Origin of the sequence: Finegoldia sp. BIOML-A4, from assembly GCF_009679635.1 — a bacterium.
Classification (GTDB): domain Bacteria; phylum Bacillota; class Clostridia; order Tissierellales; family Peptoniphilaceae; genus Finegoldia; species Finegoldia magna.
The window spans coordinates 1-19,441 of sequence record NZ_WKZC01000004.1; the positions used below are offsets into that span (position 1 = coordinate 1).

A 19,441-nucleotide genomic window follows, 5' to 3' on the forward strand; every position below is an offset into this window, starting at 1 on the left:
TTCTTTTTTAAATTCATAACTATATTTCATAAAAATACCCTCCTTACTGGTTTGTCCAGTAAAGAGGGTACATATCAAATTAGGCTGTTTTTTTGTTAGATATTCGATTTTTACAATAAATTATTTTGTTATTAATTTATCTGATTAATAGTAAATTTTTATAAATAAACTCATTAAAAAGTCAGCGATACAAATCGCCGACTAATTTAATCTTCAAATTCAATATTATTTCTTTGTGCTGCTTCCATTCTTTGTTTTTTAGCTTTTCCAGTTGCACTTCTAATTATCATCCATGCTAATAGAACCATTCCTATATATCCATTAACAACGTAAACGATGTTTACTAATGAGTCAAACTTCAAAGTCAATCCAATGATTGCCCCAACAATACCAGCTATTAAAGTAAATAATTTGTATTTCTTAGTTCCTTCATCAAAGAATCTTCCTGTTACAGTCCATAACAAAGGAACAGATGTTGTAAATATACCCAACATTATAAATATAGAGAATATTGTTGCAAGAACTGGATGAATTTTACCGGCTAAAACCAATACCGGAATTTGTGAATCGTACAAATCAGGAATTGATAATATGATTGCTATACTCATTATGAATATTGCAACTGAAAATCCAGTAGAACCTATGAAAACACCAGCTTCAGCATCTTTTAAGCTTTTTGCAGTGTTTCCAACTTCTGCCAAGAACGCAACTAGCCATATCATATTGAACCCTACATATGATCCAGCTGCTAGGAAGAAGTTCTTACTAGCTACTTTAATTTCTCCACTGTTAACTAATTTTTCTATAAGATCAAGACTTGATTGTAAATTACCCATATTCATGAATATAGAAATTAACCCTATTACTATTGCCATTATCGCAATAACTGGTCCAATCTTACCAATAACATCTACAATCTTACCTAGTCCAAGCATTACGACTAAAATAACAACCGCAGCCATAATAGCTCCACCTACATATTTCGGTGCATTAAAGTGTTGAACAGCTGTCGCTTGTGCACCGGCAATCATTACTGTATAAGATAAAAAAATAAAAAATACCGCGTAGTAATCTACGATAGTTCCTATCTTATTTCCACACATTAATTTGTAAATTTGGTTTGGTTTTTCAAATTTTGAATAATAACCGTCGTTTAAGAATGATAATCCTGCAAACGTAAACAAACCAAAACAAATCATAATTCCTATAAGTCCATATAGTCTATATGAAGAAAAGAATTGTAAAATTTCTTGGCCCGTTGCAAATCCAGATCCTATAAGTAATGCGATAAACGCTCCAGCATAGGTGATTACCTGACCTATGTTATACTTTTTTTTCATAATTTACCTCCTATTGATTTTTCTTCTGATTGACATTATTTAATGTGTATCGTTTTCCAAAAAATGCAAAGAGTTAAATATTATTAACTTAAAAATTTTACATTAAAACAATAAACAATAAAAAAAACAAGGATCAAATCCTTTTTAGTCATTATAACATATTAATTCTAACTTTGTAAATATTTTCCTACATTTTTTCTAAATTTTTTGTTCAAATAGTCAAAAATCCCGAATTAAAAATCCGGGATTTTCCTCAGAGTTCTCTACGATAAATTAGATTTTATTACATTTACAATTCTTTCAAAATCTTTTTCAAAAACACACCTTAAATCCATGAAGAATGTATCATCATGAACAGTTCCAATAATATGTTCATCAGATAGTCTAAGTCTACGTTCAAATTCTGATACTTTCATTTTTGGTCTAATGGCAATAGAATACGAATTTAGTTTGTCTAATGGGTATGCCCCACCTCCAACTTCGCTTTGAGATTCCACAATTTCCATATTCAAATCTACTTCTTTTTCTATCATAGATTTAAGTTTTTCTGCTTTTTTGAGAATTTCTTCTTTTGGCATGGATATCATCTTCAATGTCGGGATATTTGCAATTGCCTTTTCATCATCTAAGTAGAATTTTAGAGTTTCTTCCAAAGCACCTAGTGTAAACTTATCAACTCTGAACGCTCTTAATAATTGATTTTTCTTAATTTTAGATATCAATTCTTTCTTTCCAACAATAATTCCTGCTTGAGGTCCACCTAAAATCTTGTCGCCAGAGAATGATACCAAATCAATTCCTTCATTAATACAATCCTTCACAGTTCTTTCATAACTAAGCCCAAACTTTGACAAATCTATCAACGAACCTGAACCCAAATCTTCTATTAAATGTATGCCTTTCTCATCACACAAATCTCTCAATTCATCTCCACTTACACTTTCGCTAAATCCTACTACAGAATAATTGGAAGTATGAACTTTCATTATAAGAGCAGTTTCTTCATTAATATTATCTTCATAATCATATAAATGTGTTTTGTTAGTTGAACCAACTTCTACTAATTTTGCACCAGATTTTTCCATAATTGAAGATATTCTAAAAGATCCTCCGACTTCAACTAGTTCTCCTCTACTTATAATAGCTTGTTTATTTTGAGCTAAAGTATTTAAGGCAAGAAAAACAGCCGCCGCATTATTATTTACAACTACAGCATCCTCTGCTTTTGTGATTCTTTTTAAAAGTTCTACAGCATGAACATATCTGGAGCCTCTTTTTCCTTCATCTAAGTCGTACTCTAAGTTAGAATAATTCCCTGCGATTTTACACAAATTATCAACTACTTTTTCATTTAATAATGATCTACCAAGATTTGTATGTAAAATAACTCCTGTAGCATTTATTACTGGTTTCAATGATGGAGAAAAATTTTTGTCCATCAGTTCAAATGCCTTATCAATAACATCTTTGTTATAAAAATCAAACTCTTCTTTATTTAATATTCTATTTCTAAAAAATTCTATGGATTCTCTCACAGAATCTTTAATTAAACTTTCAGGATATTCTTCATAAGCCTTTAAAATTTCTTCCGATTCTAAAATTTCTGAAACTTGAGGAAGTTTCTTGAACATTTCTTGTAAATTAGCTCCCATTTTTTTGTCCTCCATTTTCTTCTATATATTATATACGTATTTGACATTAACTTATGAGTAAATTATAATATAAGAGCAGAGAATTGTCTATCATATAGCGATTGGAAGATCGTAATCGCTTTTTAAATCAGAATAGAATTCGAATTTTTTATTTACGTTTTAATGTTTTGGTTTTAACAAATTAAATTTCATTTGATAAAGTAATTTGTGATTTTTTATGAGCGGTTATTATGATTTTCTATATATGATTACATTTGAGTGATTTTGTTATATAATAATATTGAGCTAGAAAATAGCTTATAACGAATCAAAAGACAGGTAGGGTAAAAGATGTTATTAATCACAAACAATGAATTTTTTAAAGATGCTATCAAAAGGAATGATGTAACAGTTGAATACATTGATATCGACTACATCGGAATTTTGAAAAAAGCTCGCGATTTAATTCATCAAAATTATCGCCTAGTCACTCACCCACTTTATGGATCAGTAAAACCAAACGAAACTGTTTTTAGATCTGTTATTTTGGAAAAGGGTGACAAATTTGATACTGATTCTTTGATGATGATTGAAGAATCTATCAACACTGCAACTAAGTTTATGAATATTTCTAAACCAAAGCGTTGGCCGCCCGAAATCTTAGATGATTTCAGGGTTGTCGATTTCGACATCATTAGTCAGACTTTGGATAGAATATTAATATAAAAATTTTAGGAGGCATTTGAAATGTTAGAATTAGACAAGAAAACTTTTGAACCAGAAGTATTAGAAGCTGAAGGATTAGTATTCGTAGACTTCTGGAGTGACGGATGTGAACCATGTAAGGCACTTATGCCAGGCGTTCATGAATTAGCTGAAAAATACGGTGACAAAATTAAATTCTGTTCACTAAACATTACTTCAGCTAGAAGAGTTGCTATCAAACAACAAGTATTAGGATTACCAACTATGTTAATGTACAAAGACGGTCAAAAAATTGATGAAATCAATAAAGATGACGCTAATTTGGAAAACATAGAAGCAATGATCCAAAAACACTACAACTAATCTAAAACTAGATTAAAGTAGAAGTAAATTAGTTAAAAACTCATTAGGGGTCACTCCCCTATTGAGTTTAAATAAAAAATTATTATAGGAGGTTAAGATATGCGTCTTGAATTAGGTAAGATTTTTATTAAAGACATCATCTTTGATGAAGGTGAGTCAAGAATCGAAGACCACATTTTGTATCTTAATAAGAAAGAATTAGCAGATGTATCAGGTGTAGCTGATGATGAACACTTAGAATCAATTGATTTTGATATCGCTCATCCAGGCGAAAGCACTCGTATAACACCAGTTAAGGATGTTAACGAACCAAGAGTTAAAGTTGAAGGTGGAGAAGTATTCCCAGGAATTTTAAACAAAGTTGATCCTGTTGGTTCAGGTAAAACTATCGCTCTTAAAGACATTGCTGTTGTTACAACAGGTAAAATCGTAGGATTCCAAGAAGGTATCATCGATATGTCAGGTTTAGGTGCTGAATACACTCCATTCTCTAAGACAGTTAACTTAGTAGTAACTATCGAACCAGTTGAAGGTGTTAAACAACACAATCACGAAGCTGGCGTTAGAATGGCTGGTTTAAGAATCACTGATTTCATCGGTAGATTAGCAAAAGATTTAGAAGCAGATGAATGGGAAACATTCGAAACTCTTCCAATCTTAGAACAAGTTAAACAATATCCAGAATTACCAAAAGTTGTATATGTTTACATGTTACAAACTCAAGGTTTATTACACGACACTTATGTTTATGGAGTTGACGCTAAGAAAATTATTCCAACTTTCTTATACCCAACTGAAATCATGGACGGAGCAATTTGTTCAGGTAACTGTGTAAGTGCTTGTGACAAAAACCCAACTTACGTTCACTTAAACAATGGTGTAATCAGAGAATTATACAAAGAACACGGTAAATCAATCAACTTCTTAGGAGTTGTAATTACTAACGAAAATGTATACTTGATGGATAAGATCAGACACTCTGACATGACTGCAAAACTTTGTGAATTCTTAGGAGCTGACGCTGCTATCGTATCACAAGAAGGTTTCGGTAACCCAGATACTGACTTAATCATGAACTGTAAGAAGATTGAAGGCAAAGGAATCCAAACTGTTATCATCACTGATGAATATGCAGGACGTGACGGTGCTTCTCAATCATTAGCAGATGCTGACCCAGCTGCAAACGCAGTAGTAACTGGTGGTAATGCTAACCAATTCATCACTTTACCAAAGATGGACAAAGTAATTGGTCATATCCAATTCGTTGACACTATCGCAGGTGGATCTGATGGAGCATTAAAAGATGACGGTACTATCGAAGTAGAAATCCAAGCAATTACTGGTGCTACTAACGAAACTGGATTCAACAGATTAACAGCAAAAACTTATTAATTAATATAAAAAAGATTTATTCAAAACTAAATAAAATATAAACTTAAGAAAGGATAATTATGGGATTTTTAGAAAATAAAAAAGTTATCATAATTGGAGACCGTGATGGAATTCCAGGTCTTGCAATTGAAACATGTGTAAACACAGTTCCTAACACAGAAGTAATTTTCTCATCTACAGAATGTTTCGTCTGAACTAGTGCAGGAGCTATGGACTTAGAAAACCAAAAGAGAGTTAAAGACTTCGCTGAACAATACGGAGCTGAAAACGTAGTGGTTCTTCTAGGTGCCGCAGAAGCTGAAGCTGCAGGTCTTGCAGCTGAAACAGTAACAGCAGGTGACCCAACATTCGCAGGCCCATTAGCAGGCGTTGAACTTGGATTGTTAGTTTACCATGTTGTTGAAGAAGAATGTAAAGAACAATTCGATGCTGACGTTTATGATGAACAAGTTGGTATGATGGAAATGGTTCTTGACGTTGATGAAATCGCTGAAGAAATGAACGATATCAGAAGCGATTATTGTAAATTTTTATAAAGAAAGGAAGTAAGCTTAATGGATAAAATTAAAGTTGTTCATTATATAAACCAATTCTTCGCTGGTATTGGTGGAGAAGAAAAAGCTGATATAAAACCATTTATAGCAGAACAATTACCTCCTATCTCTGCTCAATTAGCTAAAGCATTGGGAGAAGATTTTGAAGTAGTTAGAACTGTAGTATGTGGTGACTCATATTTCGGTGAAAATATGGAATCTGCTCAAAAAGAAGTATTGGGAATGATCAAAGAAGCTAACCCAGACTTCGTAGTAACTGGTCCTGCATTCAACGCTGGTAGATACGGTGTTGCTGCTGGTACAATGGCTAAAGCAGTTAAAGATGAATTAAATATTCCTGTATTAACAGGTATGTATCCTGAAAACCCAGGTGCAGATATGTACAAAAAGGACGTTTATATCGTAGAAACTAAGAATAGTGCCGCTGGTATGAGAGACGCTATGAAGAAAATCGGTAAATTAGGTCCTAAGGTTGCTAAGGGAGAAGAAATTGGCGCTCCTAAAGAAGAAGGATATATTGAAAGAGGAGTTCGTGTTAACTTCTTCTCAGACAAAATCGGTTCTCAAAGAGCTGTTGAAATGCTTATTAAGAAAATTAATGGCGAAGAATTCGAAACAGAATATCCAATGCCTGCATTCGACAGAGTTGAACCTGGTAAAGCTATCAAAGATTTATCAAAAGCAAGAATCGCTCTTGTAACTTCTGGTGGTACAGTTCCAAAAGGAAACCCAGATCACATCGAATCATCTTCAGCAACTAAATACGGTTCTTATGATTTCTCAGGAATCAATGATTTGACAGATGAAAACTCTGAAACAGCTCACGGTGGATACGACCCAGTATACGCTAATGAAGATGGCGACAGAGTATTACCAATCGATGTTATGAGAGAATTAGAAAAAGAAGGCGTTATTGGTTCATTACACGAAACTTGGTATTCAACTGTAGGTAATGGTACTGCCGTTGCTAACGCTGATGCTTTTGGTACAGAAATTGGTGAAAAATTATTAGCTGACAATGTAGACGCAGTTGTTCTTACTAGTACCTGAGGTACTTGTACACGTTGCGGTGCAACGATGGTAAAAGCAATTGAACGTACAGGACTTCCTGTTGTTCATATTTGTACAGTTACTCCTATCTCATTAACAGTAGGTGCTAACAGAATTGTCCCAGCTATTGCTATTCCTCACCCATTAGGAAACCCAGCATTAACTAAAGAAGAAGAATATAGTCTTCGTAAAAAGATTGTTATGAAAGCATTAAACGCTTTAACTACAGAGGTAGAAGATCAAACAGTTTTTGAAGACTAATTCAAATATAAATAAATAATAAAGGAGAATAGTTAACAGATGAATTTTCCAGTATTAAAGGGAGCTGGCTATGTATTAGTCAACACTCCTGATATGATTATCCAAAATGGATCAACATGTCAAACTGAAAGAGTAGTAAACCCAGATTCTGAATTCTTAAAAGAAGTTGGAAAACACATTAGAAGTTTTGATGAGGTAGTAAAATATCTTCCTAACCAAGTTTATATAGGAAATGTTTCTCCTCAAGAACTTGAAAATTACGAAATGCCATTTACTGATCACTCTTACGAAGAAGGTAAGGCTGATGGTAAAATGGGTAAAATCGTAAAACAAGACGTATTCATCGCATTATTACAAATGTCTGATGCATTCGACTTAGTAAAACTTTCTGAAGAATTCGTAAACGAAATCAAACCAGTTATCGAAGAAGAATATCCTATTTTAGAACCATATTTTGGTCACCTAAAAGGATCTGATATTTCAAATGCTCAAGAATTATTCGACACTCACATGGCAGAAGCTTTATACCATGACGGAAAAGTATGTGGTTATATCAAAGCAGCACATGATATCGACGTAAACTTAAGCGCTCACACAATGTTCGAAAACTTAGTAGTAAAAGCTTCAGGTGTACTAGCAGCTGTAGAATTAGTTACTAAGAATGACATTAACAGAGATGATATAGATTATGTAATCGAATGTTCAGAAGAAGCCTGCGGAGACGTTAACCAAAGAGGTGGCGGTAACTTCGCTAAATCTATCGCTGAAATCGTAGGATTACAAAATGCAACAGGCTCTGATACAAGAGGATTCTGTGCAGCTCCTATTCACTCATTAATCGAAGCAAGTGCTTTAGTTAAATCTGGTGTTTATAAAAATGTTATGGTAGTAGCAGGTGGTTCAACTGCTAAATTAGGTATGAACGCTAAAGACCACGTTAAAAAGGGCTTCCCAGTTCTTGAAGACGTAGTTGGTGGATTTGCAATTTTAATCTCAGAAAATGATGGTGTTCACCCAGTATTAAGAACTGACATCGTAGGACGTCACACAGTTAAGACTGGTTCTTCACCACAAGCAGTTATCTCAAGCTTAGTATCTCATTCATTAGAAGAAAATGGATTAAAGATTACTGATGTAGATAAATACTCTGTAGAAATGCAAAACCCAGATATCACTAAACCTGCTGGTGCTGGAAATGTTCCTGAAGCTAACTATAAGATGATCGCTGCCCTTGCTGTTAAACAAGGAGACTTAGACAGAAAAGAATTAGCTAATTTCATTAAAGAAAAAGGCTTAGTAGGTTGGGCTCCAACACAAGGACACATCCCATCAGGTATTCCTTATGCAGGACATGCTATTAAAGACTTAACTGAAGGAGATTACAACAGAGTAATGTTCGTTGGTAAAGGTAGTTTGTTCCTAGGTAGAATGACTAACTTATTTGATGGTGTATCTATCGTTATGGAAAGAAATGATGGTAAAATGGAAGATGAATCATCAGTTTCATCTGAATCAGAAAAGGATCAAATTAAGAAAGTAATCGCAGAATCCATGAGAAAACTAGCTGAAAATCTTTTAGCAGAATAGAGGTGTAGACATGGATAATAAAAAAATTTCCGAAGTATTTCTTGAAATATCTGAAGCTATCGAAAGCGGAAAATTTGGTAAGAAAGTAAAAATCGGTCTTACTACTTTAGGTAGTGAACACGGTGTTGAAAACATGAAAAAAGCTATTGAATTAGCTGATTCTGATCTTTTTGAAGTAGTTGTTATCGGTGAAAAAGTTGATGACGAACATGAAACTTATGAAGTTGACAACGATGAAGATATGTACAAAAAGATGGAAGAATTACTTGACAGTGGCGAAATTCAAGCCTGTGTAACTCTTCACTACAACTTCCCTATCGGTGTTTCAACAGTTGGTAGAGTAATCACTCCTGGTACTGGCAAAGAAATGTTCTTAGCTACTACTACAGGAACTAGTGATACAGAAAGAACAAAAGCTATGGTAAGAAATGCAGTTGCAGGTGTTATCGCAGCTAAATCTTGTGGTATCGCAAAACCAACAGTTGGTATTTTGAATATCGATGGTGCTAGACAAGTAGAAAAAGCTTTGAAACACTTCAAAGACAACGGATTTGATATCGAATTTGCTGAAAGCCAAAGAGCTGATGGTGGTATCGTAATGAGAGGTAATGACCTTCTTATGGGAAGCTGTGATGTAATGGTAACTGATTCATTAACAGGTAACTTATTAATGAAGATGTTCGGTTCATTCACATCAGGTGGTAACTACGAAACTACTGGTTTTGGATATGGTCCTGGTATCGGTGAAGGCTACGAAAGAAACATATTTATAGTATCTCGTGCTTCAGGTGCTCCTGTAGTTGCAAATGCTTTAAAATATGCTTACCAAACAGTAGCTGGTGGAATTGATAACAATAAAAAATCTATCTATAAACAAGCTGAAAAGGCTGACTTCAAAGGCATCTTAGATTCTTTAACTAAGAAAGAAGCTCCAAAGGAATCTTCTGAAGAAGTTAAAATGCCAGACAAAGAAGTAGTATCTGCAACAATCTCAGGAATTGATATTCTTGAAATTGAAGATGCTGTTCAAGCTTTATGGAAAGAAAATATATACGCTGAAAGCGGTATGGGCTGCACTGGTCCAATCGTTCAAGTGTCTGATGCAAACTTAGATAAAGCATCACAAATACTAAAACAAAATGGTTATATAGAATAATTCTATAGGCTTTTAAAAAGATGTGTGATTTTTCACACATCTTTTTTTTGAGCTATTTTAATATTTTTCTCAATTTTTCCCTACTCTTCTTCCCCACTAAAAAAACCTCAGATTAAAAGTTTAATCAAACTAATAATCTAAGGTTGTCTTTAATTAAATTACTCTATTATATTTCTCCATCTCCAACCGTATGTTTCACTTGCATTACAAACAATAACGAAAGCTAATGGATCTATTTCTTGGATGTATTTCTTTAGCATAATAAAATCTCTGTTGCTTACAACTGTTTGAACGATTTCTTTTTCCATTCCAGAATAAGCACCCTTTGCTGTGTATATATTAGCAGATCTTGTAAGATTGTCTACTAAGAACTTGCTTACTTCATCAGGCTTTGATGTGGTAATCGTGCAAAGTTTTGATGTATTCATACCATTGATGGTAAAATCTATTATTAAGCCATTAAGTACAGTACCTACAAGTGAGTATATAGCTATTTCTGTTCCGTAGGCATACCATGCTGATAATGTTATAAGGAAATCCACCATCAAACATCCTTTACCCAACTCAATTCCCAAGTATTTATTCAATATCTTAGCGAATATGTCAGAGCCGCCAGTTGATGCGTAGTTATTAAGTACAATTCCTACTCCTGTTCCGTAGATCATTACTGCTGCAATAAGTTGAATCATTTTTCCTTCAAACAATGGTTTGTCCATAGGAAATAAAATATCCAAAATCCACACCAATAAACTAAGTCCCAAAGAACATATTATAGTTTTAAGTCCAAATGCCTTACCAAGCATGATAAATCCTACAATAAATAAAACCGTGTTGATGATAATCAAAATTGGACCCGTTGAAATAGGAACGAAATTACCTATTACAATTGCCATACCAGCTGCCCCACCTAATGACAATTTATTTGGTGCTAAGAAAAAATGAATTCCCAATGCAATAAGAATGACACCAACTGCCATCATAATCACGCTTTTTCTTTTATTTCTCTTTTCTAAAGCGTCTAAATCAATCATATTATCCCCCTAGTATTTTTTTGCAATAATATTATAACAATTGAATATACAATTTACAACGATATATTCATTAATTTCTAATAATTATTTGATAATTCTAAATTACAAGATATCTATAAATCTTTCTATTGGTAGTCCACGAGCCTTGTCCTTAATATCCAAGGAAAGTTTCAGTAGTTCAGTCGTTTTTAAACTAGCATACTTTGCTGACTCAAATATTGATTTATTTTCTGAATATTGACTTATGAATAATGCTGAGAACAAATCCCCTGTTCCCGCATAAGATGTGTCGATGTATTCATAATATATTTTATCTGATACAAAATTCTCATCCATACAGAAAACAAAATGTTCATTATTTTCTTCTACACTTGTAATGACGGCGTATTTTGCACCCATTTGGATAAGTTTTTCTGCCACATCATTAATCGGTTCATTCATCTTACAAGTAATCATTCTAGCTTCTGTTTCGTTTGGAATAATTACTGTAGCTATATCTATAAGTTTTCTGAAATTTTCAATATTGTCATCGTCCAATCCATTATAAAGTTTTCCATTATCTGCCATGATTGGATCAACAATAACATCTGGTGAGTTTTTTTGTTTTTTTATGAAGTCTTTAATTATGTCCACTTGTTTTAAGCTATATAAAAATCCTGTAGCTATTAAATCAAAACTAAAGTCCAATTCTTCCCATACTTTTGTAGCTTGTTTCATGTATTCTGTCGTATCTAATATCGCAAATTTGCCATAATCCAAAGTGTTACTTACAACAGCTGTTGGCAAATTAAAAACGCTTTTACCTTTGTTGCTTAGCACAGGAATCATACAACTAAGAGCGACTCTCCCATATCCTGGCATATCGTTGATTAGTAATATATCTTTCATGTTTTCTCCTCCATCTAATTATAACACTAAAACTACATTTGTATATCAAATAAATCTTAATGTTTTTGTAGATTTTTAAGCTCTTAAAAGCTCATTATTTCTCAATTTTTTGTGATATAATATCAGTTGGAAATAAGGAGGGGCTTATGTTCAATTTTAATATAGAAGAGCACAAATTTAAATATATACATTTTATAGGAATCGGTGGAATATCAATGAGTGGTATCGCTGAATTGTTGAACCATTACGGATACAAAGTTTCTGGAAGTGATAGAGAAGAATCCGACGAAACTAATAGACTAAAAAGTCTAGGAGTTGAAATATTTATCGGACAAAAAAGAGAAAATATCAAAAATCCTGACTTAATTGTATACACTGATGCAATCTTAGACGACAACGAAGAATTAATCGCTGCTAGAGAACTAGGAGTAGATGTTGTAAGCAGGGGTGTCTTCCTTGGAGCTCTCATGAGAAATTACAAATACTCCATAGGAGTTAGTGGATCTCATGGCAAATCAACTACAACATCAATGATAGCGAAAATATTAATTGATGCAAAAGTTGATCCGTCTATACTTTTAGGTGGAAAACTTGACGAAATCCAAGGCAATGTTCACTGTGGAAATAGTGAATACATGCTTACAGAAGCTTGTGAATACAAAGCAAATATTCTCAATTACTATCCTTCAATGGCTATTATTTTGAATATTGATGAAGATCACTTGGATTACTATAAGGATTTGAACCACATTGTTGCAACATTCATTGGCTACATGAAAAACTTGGACGAAAATTCCAAAGCTATTATAAACATAGACGATCCAAACTGTGAACCTCTATTATCTCACATCAAAGGAGAAATCATAACATTTGGTATAGAAAATGAAAAGGCTGATTACAACGTTCACGATATAACTTTTAATGAAAATGGCAATCCTACATTTGTAATTTCATCTAATAAGTTTGACAAAGACGAAGAATTCTCACTTTCTATAATTGGACGTCACAACATATACGATGCAGCGGCTGCGATTATCGCATGTTACGAATTCCACATCGATATCGACACTATAAGAAAAAATATGAAGGAATACCAAAATCTTCATAGAAGAATGGAAACTGTAGGATTTTACAATGGTTGTGAAATAAAGACCGATTACGGCCATCACCCTACTGAAATCAAAAATACGTTGAAAGCATTAGATGAGCACAAAAAGGGTAAATTCTACTGCGTATTCCAACCTCACACTTACTCAAGAACAAAGATGTTATTGGATGATTTTGCAAATTCATTCTATGATTGTGATGAAGTCATTGTAACAGAAATTTACGCTGCAAGGGAAAAATTCGACAGCAGCATTCATTCTACAGATTTGGTCGAAAAACTAGTTAAAAATGGCGTGAATGCAAAATACTACAAAACTTTTGAAGAGGCACGTGATTATCTTCGTTCTAAAGTTTCAGAGAATGACATGGTATTGACTACTGGTTGTGGAAACCCTGATGTACTTGCGAAGATGATAGTGGAATAATATGTGTACAACAATTATTGTAGATTATCCACAAGGCTCTGTGATGGCACGTACGCTTGATTTTGAAGTTCCTTTGGAATACAACATGATTTATATTCCAAGAGGATTTCATTATGCTGATGATTTGTATCACAAACCTATGCGTTCAAAATACAAAATGATGGGAATGTGTTTTAGAAATCTGTACCCTATAAAAGATGGTGTAAATGAACACGGCCTGTGCGGTTGTACTAATATGTTTATCGCAAATAATTTATTTAGCAATCATCCAGTTGAAGGAAAAATAAACACAAATTCACTAGATTTTATGAATTTTGTACTTGGAAATTACAAAACTGTTGAAGAATTGTTAAATGATTTGGACAATATTCACCTAGCCAACAAAGATGTTGATGAAAATTCTGTGATATGCCCTGATTTCCACTTTATGTTTGTCGACAGAACAGGTGATTCAACGGTTTTGGAATACAAAAATCACAAATTAGTCCCATGTGGAGATAATCCTAAAGTAATGACTAATTCACCAAAATATTCTTCACACGTTAAGAGATATGAAAAATCCGTCGGTGATTTGTCCAAGTTTAATCAGATAAAAGATTTGACAGGAGCCTATGATCCTGTGAGTAGATTCATCAGAGCAAAATACATCCTATCAACTCACAAGAAATCTAATAATGTAAATGAAGCATACTCATCAGCATTTAGTATCTTAGAGCCTCTAAAAATCACTGAGGGCTTCTTTAAGAACGATTCACATGATTACTATACATTTACTAGGTATATAAGTGCTTTCGACACACAGACCGCTTCTATGGCTGTTAGAACACATTCTAATACTCAAACTTATTTGATAGATTTTGATGATATACCAGATGAAAATGAAATATACTCATACTATTTTGAAAACAAATTAGAATTTAAGAGAATTCAAAAAGGATAGGCACGGCTGCCTATCCTTTTGGTTTATAATGAAACAAATATCATACCTTGATATCATTAATTTCAATTATTTATAATAAATATGGGTCGTTTTCTGGATCTGATAAAATTTTTGGATCTTCTACATTTGTATCTCTGCCTTCTTCAGGTAAGTCTTTTGCTGATTTTGGATCAGCTGGTTTAGTTGGTTTTTGTAATTCTTTATATTTTTCTTGATCCTTTTCCCATTCTTCTCTCGATTTAGATTCCAATGGAGTTAAATCAACATCATTTAGATCAATTCCCAAAGCTTCTGCTACTCCTTTTCCATATTCTGGATCAGCTTGATAACAATGGTTGATGTGTCTGTACTTGATTTGAAGCGTTGAATCTTCCATATTTCTAGCAGTATTTTCAAATAATACTAATTGTTGTTCAGGTGTCATCGCTCTAAAAAGCATTCCTGGTTGTGTGAAGTAATCATGGTCGTCTTCTCTGAAGTCATATCTTTGAGAATCTCCACCTTTGTCAGCAGGAAGTTCAAATTCACGATGATCTTTCCATGCTCCATAACTGTTTGGAGTAATTGATATTTCAGAGCCTTTATTTCCATCTACCCTCATTCTTCCATCGCGGTGATAATCGTGAGGATTTTCAACTCCTAAAGGACTATTTACAGGAATTTGATGGTGGTTTACACCAAGTCTATAATTTTGTGCATCATTATAGAAGAATAGTCTTGCTTGTAGCATTCTATCTGGTGAGAATCCAATGCCTGGAACGTTATTTGATGGACTAAATCCAGCTTGTTCTACATCTTGGTAGTAATTTTCAGGATTTTTATTAAGTTCAAATTCTCCAACAGGAATCAATGGAAAATCTTTTTTGTACCATACTTTAGTCAAATCAAATGGATTATATTCAAGCTCATCTGCTTGTTTTTCAGTCATTATTTGAACATACATCTTCCATTTTGGATAGTCTCCTTTTTCAATGGCTTCAAACAAATCTGTTCCATTTGAATCTGGATCTTTCGCATTAACCATATCTGCTTCTTGGTCTGTCAAGTTTTGGATACCTTGTTGACTTCTAAAATGGAATTTTACCCACACTCTTTCATCATCTGCGTTTATAAAACTATAAGCGTGAGAACTGAATCCGTGCATAAATCTAAATGAAGAAGGAATTCCTCTATCACTCATAGTAATTGTCACTTGATGTAATGCTTCTGGAAGTGAAGTCCAAAAATCCCAATTTGTATTCGCTGATTTTCTATTTGTTTTTGGATCTCTTTTAACAGCGTGATTCAAATCTATGAAATTCATTGGGTCTCTTAAAAAGAATACAGGAGTATTATTGCCAACTACATCCCAGTTTCCATCTTCAGTGTAAAATCTAAGTGCAAATCCACGGATATCTCTGTCAGCGTCTGTAGCTCCTCTTTCTCCAGCTACAGTTGAAAATCTTGCAAACATTTTTGTTTTCTTTCCTACTTCACTGAAAATCTTCGCCTTAGTGTATTTTGTTATATCATCTGTTACAGTGAATTCTCCCCAGGCTCCCCAACCTTTGGCATGCATTCTTCTTTCTGGAATTACTTCTCTATTAAAATGTGTTTGTTTTTCAAAAAGCCAAACATCTTGCATAGATATGTGTCCTCTTTTTCCAGAAGTCATTGAATCGTAATTGTTATCAACTGGTTGACCTGATGCTCTTCTAAGATGAGGGTCTTTTACTTCATCGTTTTCTGATGGCAAATTTTCACCTAGACCGTTTTTTACGGAAGGTCCTTTTTGCATGTAAGCTACAGAATCTTTATCCATTTTCATGTTTTTTTCTTTCTTTTTATCTTTCATAATTTCCTCCTATTGATACCTTCAATCATAATTAGTATGCCTTCATCTTTATATTAATACCCAATTAATCTTTTAAGCTAAACTTATTTTGAACAAAATAATTGTATTTTCAACTGAAATCACAAAAAATAGAAGCTATTTTGTAACTAACAAAATGCTTCCATTTTTAATCAATTATGCATTATATTTTTCCATATCTAAATCGTGTTGCATAGCTGCTACCATAACACCAGTAGATCCACCTGCGTGAACGTTAGTTGAAGTACGTGCCATATCTGCAACACCTTGGATAGGGCTTAATACTAAAATCATTTCAACTGGCAATCCCATTGTAGCAAAGATTGCTGTAGCTTGAATTGTTCCTGTTCCTGGTACCCCTACTGTTCCCATTGAAGCGAACAAGCATGAACCAACCATGATTAAATATTGAGTAGCAGAGAATGGAATATTAAGAGCGTTAATTGTAAACATCGCTAATAAAATTGGCCATACTGCTGCACATCCTGGCATACCAAATGTAGTACCAATTGACCCTGCAAATGATGCAATTTCTGTTGGAGTTCCCATGTCTTCTTGTTCTTTAATGTTTGCTGGCAAAGATCCAATTGAACTTTGTGTAGTGAATGCTATCAACCATGCTGGGAAGAATTTACGTTGGAACTTGAATGGATTGATGTGTGCAATCAAGCTCATCATAGCTGATGTAGTGATGAATGTGTGGAACAAACATGCTACATAAACCATTAATAATAAGAATAATAATGATTTAACAAATGATAAATCCAATGTAGCTACTTGGTTAGCTAATAAAGAGAGAACTGCGTAAGGAGTAAATTCTATGATTTCTCCGATTACTTTGTTCATTACTTTGTTACCAGCTTCTACGAAATCTAAGAATGGTTTGATTTCTTCTTTATTATTGTATCTAAGTACAACAATACCGATTATAATTGCGAAAATTACTATAGGCACGATTTTGTTGTGACTCATACTATCAATAATGTTTTTAGGGAAGAAACTTACAAATACGTCTGCGAAAGGTGGAACTTCCTTAACCTTATCTGCAACATCCATTTTGATATTTGCATTCATTCCTATATTTACTAATTTACCTAAAATTATAGACAATATAGCAGCTAAAACATTGTGTAAAGCTAAAATTGCGATTGTTTTGCCACCCATTGATCTCAATTTTTCTGAGCTTTCCAAGGATGCAACTGTAGTTATAATTGAGAATAATAATAGTGGAATTACAAATGCTTGTAATAAACTTGCAAATACACGACCAAATATTGCTACATAGTCAGTGCTTCCTTTGAAAATAAGTCCTACTATAGCACCCATTGCTGTAGCTAATAAAATTCTAATCATGAATGAAGTACCTTTTTTCTTCAAACGATCGATAACTACGCACAATGCGAAAGCTACAACTAAAGCGATTAAGCTTTTAATCATTTCAACATCTCCTTTATATATTTTTGTCACACTAATCTTATCATATTGTCTTATAATAGACAATGATATTTAATTGATACTATCGTTTTCATCATGTCTTATTTATTGTATTATCCTATATATCAATTTTCTCTGTAAATTCTGAGGTTTATTGTGTTCTTTTCAAAATTTATATAAATAATGGTTTGATAAAGATTTTAAAATCATTTTGCAATTTATGCCAGTTATCGTTAATATATCAACGCTTTTTATTTATTTAATTTTAAATTGAAATTTACAAATATTATTTCATTTTTGTAATATATAGATTTTCTCAATAAAAAAAAGACCGATGTTAAACATCAGCCTTATCTTTCCCATCTACCTCGTTTGTAAATAATAAATCCCACTATAACTGTCAGAGCATTTGACACTAACATTGATATCCATATTCCTGTAGAACCAAGATTTGTCAAGCTCTTTAATATCATAATAAGCGGAAGTCTTAAAACCCATAGCCTTGCAAGTGACAAATACATTGTAAGCTTTGTTTTTCCAACACCTTGGAAGAAACCATTAATCGCTGAGAAATATCCCATGAAAAATGTAATTATCGCTGAGAAGTACATGTACTCACTCGCTTGTCTCCAAAGTTCAATATCTGAACGATCTTTGATAAATATGGATAGCAATTGATCTTTGAATAATAATATTATTATCGCAGAAGCTAAAGAGAAGAAAGTTATTATAACATTTGCCCTTTTGAAAATATCCTTACTTCTTTCTTTTTTACCTGCTCCCATATTTTGTCCAGTGATTGATGTTAACGCCATTCCAATTCCTATAGCCCCTTGGTTGAATATATCGGACAATCTGTTGCCCATTGAAAATGCAGCAAGTGTCGTTGTGCCGTATGATTGGATAAATCCATTAAGAACAGTAAACCCAATAGCCTCGCCACTTGATCCAAGTGAGGCTGGGATAGCGATGGAGAATATGTGTTTGATTATTCCCATATCTAGTCTGAAGTTTTTGAAACTAACTTCAATTTCAGATTCTTTTTTGACAACTCTTATCGCAAAAACTACAAGCAATACTTTAGATAACACTGTCGCCCATGCAGCACCTGCAAGCCCCATGTTGAGTCCTGGAATTCCCAAAACATTATCAAAAATAAAGAATGGATCTAATACGACATTTGTGATGGATGATATTGTCGAAATAATCGTCATGGATTTCGTTCTTCCTTGAGAATTGAGTATCGATTGATATCCGAAAAATATCATATCAAACAATAGCCCTACAGAGTTTATTGCAAGAAATATGTATGATTTGTATTCAAAGCTTCCTGTCGCTCCCATCCATCTCACAATAAATGGTGCAGTAATTACACCTAGAATGCTAAAGATAACTCCAAGTACTGTGGTAAGTATTAATGTATGCACAGCGTATATTGAGCAGTCTTTTAATTTTCTAGCTCCAAGTCTTTGACTCATTAAAGAAGTAGCTGCTACACTTACCCCAAGTCCCACTGCTATAAACAAATAAAGCACCGGCCAAGTAAAAGATGTCGCAGCATAATCTTCAGAACTGATTTGAGCTACATATATTCCGTCAGTTATACCATAAAGGGTTTTGATTAGGTTACTAATCATCAATGGGATACTTAATTTAAAAATCACATCCGTGATATTTCCGTTTGTAATAAATTCTATGTTACTTTTTTTATTTCCCATTCACTCG

At 33.4% G+C, this 19,441-nt stretch carries 16 protein-coding genes; 9 read left to right on the forward strand and 7 right to left on the reverse strand.

The genetic code is table 11. The annotated features are described in order from the left end of the window. Positions 1 to 206 precede the first annotated feature (206 nt). Both GKG01_RS04435 and selA read right to left on the reverse strand, forming a co-directional pair. Positions 207 to 1,340, reverse strand: a complete 1,134-nt coding sequence (locus tag GKG01_RS04435) for a hypothetical protein (protein ID WP_094206888.1) — start codon at positions 1,338 to 1,340, stop codon at positions 207 to 209. A 263-nt stretch (positions 1,341 to 1,603) separates the two neighbouring features. Next, complete coding sequence (gene selA / locus GKG01_RS04440) at positions 1,604 to 2,992, reverse strand: L-seryl-tRNA(Sec) selenium transferase (RefSeq protein WP_154254473.1); 1,389 nt, start codon at positions 2,990 to 2,992, stop codon at positions 1,604 to 1,606. 330 nt (positions 2,993 to 3,322) lie between these two features. Between selA and GKG01_RS04445 the strand changes: the two genes are divergently transcribed. The 7 genes from GKG01_RS04445 to grdD all read left to right on the forward strand — a co-directional run bounded on the left by GKG01_RS04445 (position 3,323) and on the right by grdD (position 10,039). Next, a complete protein-coding gene (locus GKG01_RS04445) occupies positions 3,323 to 3,697 on the forward strand; it encodes a GrdX family protein (protein ID WP_094205388.1) in 375 nt (124 codons plus the stop codon). Positions 3,698 to 3,718: 21 nt separating this feature from the next. Next, on the forward strand, positions 3,719 to 4,039 hold the full coding sequence (locus tag GKG01_RS04450) for a thioredoxin family protein (protein WP_002835444.1): 321 nt from the start codon (positions 3,719 to 3,721) through the stop codon (positions 4,037 to 4,039). Positions 4,040 to 4,138: 99 nt separating this feature from the next. Further along, positions 4,139 to 5,431, forward strand: coding sequence for a glycine/sarcosine/betaine reductase component B subunit (locus GKG01_RS04455; protein WP_094206886.1), 1,293 nt, complete (start codon positions 4,139 to 4,141; stop codon positions 5,429 to 5,431). Between the two features lie 59 nt (positions 5,432 to 5,490). After that, positions 5,491 to 5,967: a glycine/sarcosine/betaine reductase complex selenoprotein A gene (grdA, locus tag GKG01_RS04460; RefSeq protein ID WP_080545251.1), complete on the forward strand. Its 477-nt coding sequence runs from the start codon at positions 5,491 to 5,493 to the stop codon at positions 5,965 to 5,967. Positions 5,968 to 5,985: 18 nt separating this feature from the next. Next, the gene (gene grdB / locus GKG01_RS04465) at positions 5,986 to 7,296 is read left to right on the forward strand and encodes a glycine reductase complex selenoprotein B (protein WP_154271629.1); all 1,311 of its coding nucleotides are present in this window, start codon (positions 5,986 to 5,988) and stop codon (positions 7,294 to 7,296) included. 39 nt (positions 7,297 to 7,335) lie between these two features. Then, the gene (grdC, locus tag GKG01_RS04470) at positions 7,336 to 8,883 is read left to right on the forward strand and encodes a glycine/sarcosine/betaine reductase complex component C subunit beta (protein WP_154271630.1); all 1,548 of its coding nucleotides are present in this window, start codon (positions 7,336 to 7,338) and stop codon (positions 8,881 to 8,883) included. Positions 8,884 to 8,893: 10 nt separating this feature from the next. Continuing rightward, the gene (gene grdD, locus GKG01_RS04475) at positions 8,894 to 10,039 is read left to right on the forward strand and encodes a glycine/sarcosine/betaine reductase complex component C subunit alpha (protein WP_002835450.1); all 1,146 of its coding nucleotides are present in this window, start codon (positions 8,894 to 8,896) and stop codon (positions 10,037 to 10,039) included. Between the two features lie 158 nt (positions 10,040 to 10,197). Here the strand turns inward: grdD and GKG01_RS04480 are convergent, their stop codons facing one another. Both GKG01_RS04480 and GKG01_RS04485 read right to left on the reverse strand, forming a co-directional pair. Further along, positions 10,198 to 11,070, reverse strand: a complete 873-nt coding sequence (locus tag GKG01_RS04480; RefSeq protein ID WP_154271631.1) for a YitT family protein — start codon at positions 11,068 to 11,070, stop codon at positions 10,198 to 10,200. Between the two features lie 102 nt (positions 11,071 to 11,172). After that, the gene (locus GKG01_RS04485; RefSeq protein ID WP_154254469.1) at positions 11,173 to 11,958 is read right to left on the reverse strand and encodes a PfkB family carbohydrate kinase; all 786 of its coding nucleotides are present in this window, start codon (positions 11,956 to 11,958) and stop codon (positions 11,173 to 11,175) included. A 146-nt stretch (positions 11,959 to 12,104) separates the two neighbouring features. Between GKG01_RS04485 and murC the strand changes: the two genes are divergently transcribed. Together murC and GKG01_RS04495 are read left to right on the forward strand one after the other, a co-directional pair. Beyond that, complete coding sequence (gene murC, locus GKG01_RS04490; protein ID WP_154271632.1) at positions 12,105 to 13,490, forward strand: UDP-N-acetylmuramate--L-alanine ligase; 1,386 nt, start codon at positions 12,105 to 12,107, stop codon at positions 13,488 to 13,490. Between the two features lies 1 nt (position 13,491). After that, on the forward strand, positions 13,492 to 14,430 hold the full coding sequence (locus tag GKG01_RS04495) for a linear amide C-N hydrolase (protein ID WP_154271633.1): 939 nt from the start codon (positions 13,492 to 13,494) through the stop codon (positions 14,428 to 14,430). Between the two features lie 70 nt (positions 14,431 to 14,500). On the opposite strand, the gene GKG01_RS04500 is transcribed toward GKG01_RS04495, so the two are convergent. The 3 genes from GKG01_RS04500 to GKG01_RS04510 all read right to left on the reverse strand — a co-directional run bounded on the left by GKG01_RS04500 (position 14,501) and on the right by GKG01_RS04510 (position 19,434). After that, complete coding sequence (locus tag GKG01_RS04500; protein ID WP_256369387.1) at positions 14,501 to 16,264, reverse strand: catalase; 1,764 nt, start codon at positions 16,262 to 16,264, stop codon at positions 14,501 to 14,503. A gap of 174 nt (positions 16,265 to 16,438) precedes the next feature. Continuing rightward, entirely contained in the window at positions 16,439 to 17,719 is a 1,281-nt protein-coding gene (locus GKG01_RS04505; protein WP_154271634.1) for a dicarboxylate/amino acid:cation symporter, read from the reverse strand. A 347-nt stretch (positions 17,720 to 18,066) separates the two neighbouring features. Next, the gene (locus tag GKG01_RS04510) at positions 18,067 to 19,434 is read right to left on the reverse strand and encodes an MATE family efflux transporter (protein WP_154271635.1); all 1,368 of its coding nucleotides are present in this window, start codon (positions 19,432 to 19,434) and stop codon (positions 18,067 to 18,069) included. Between the last annotated feature and the right edge of the window lie 7 nt (positions 19,435 to 19,441).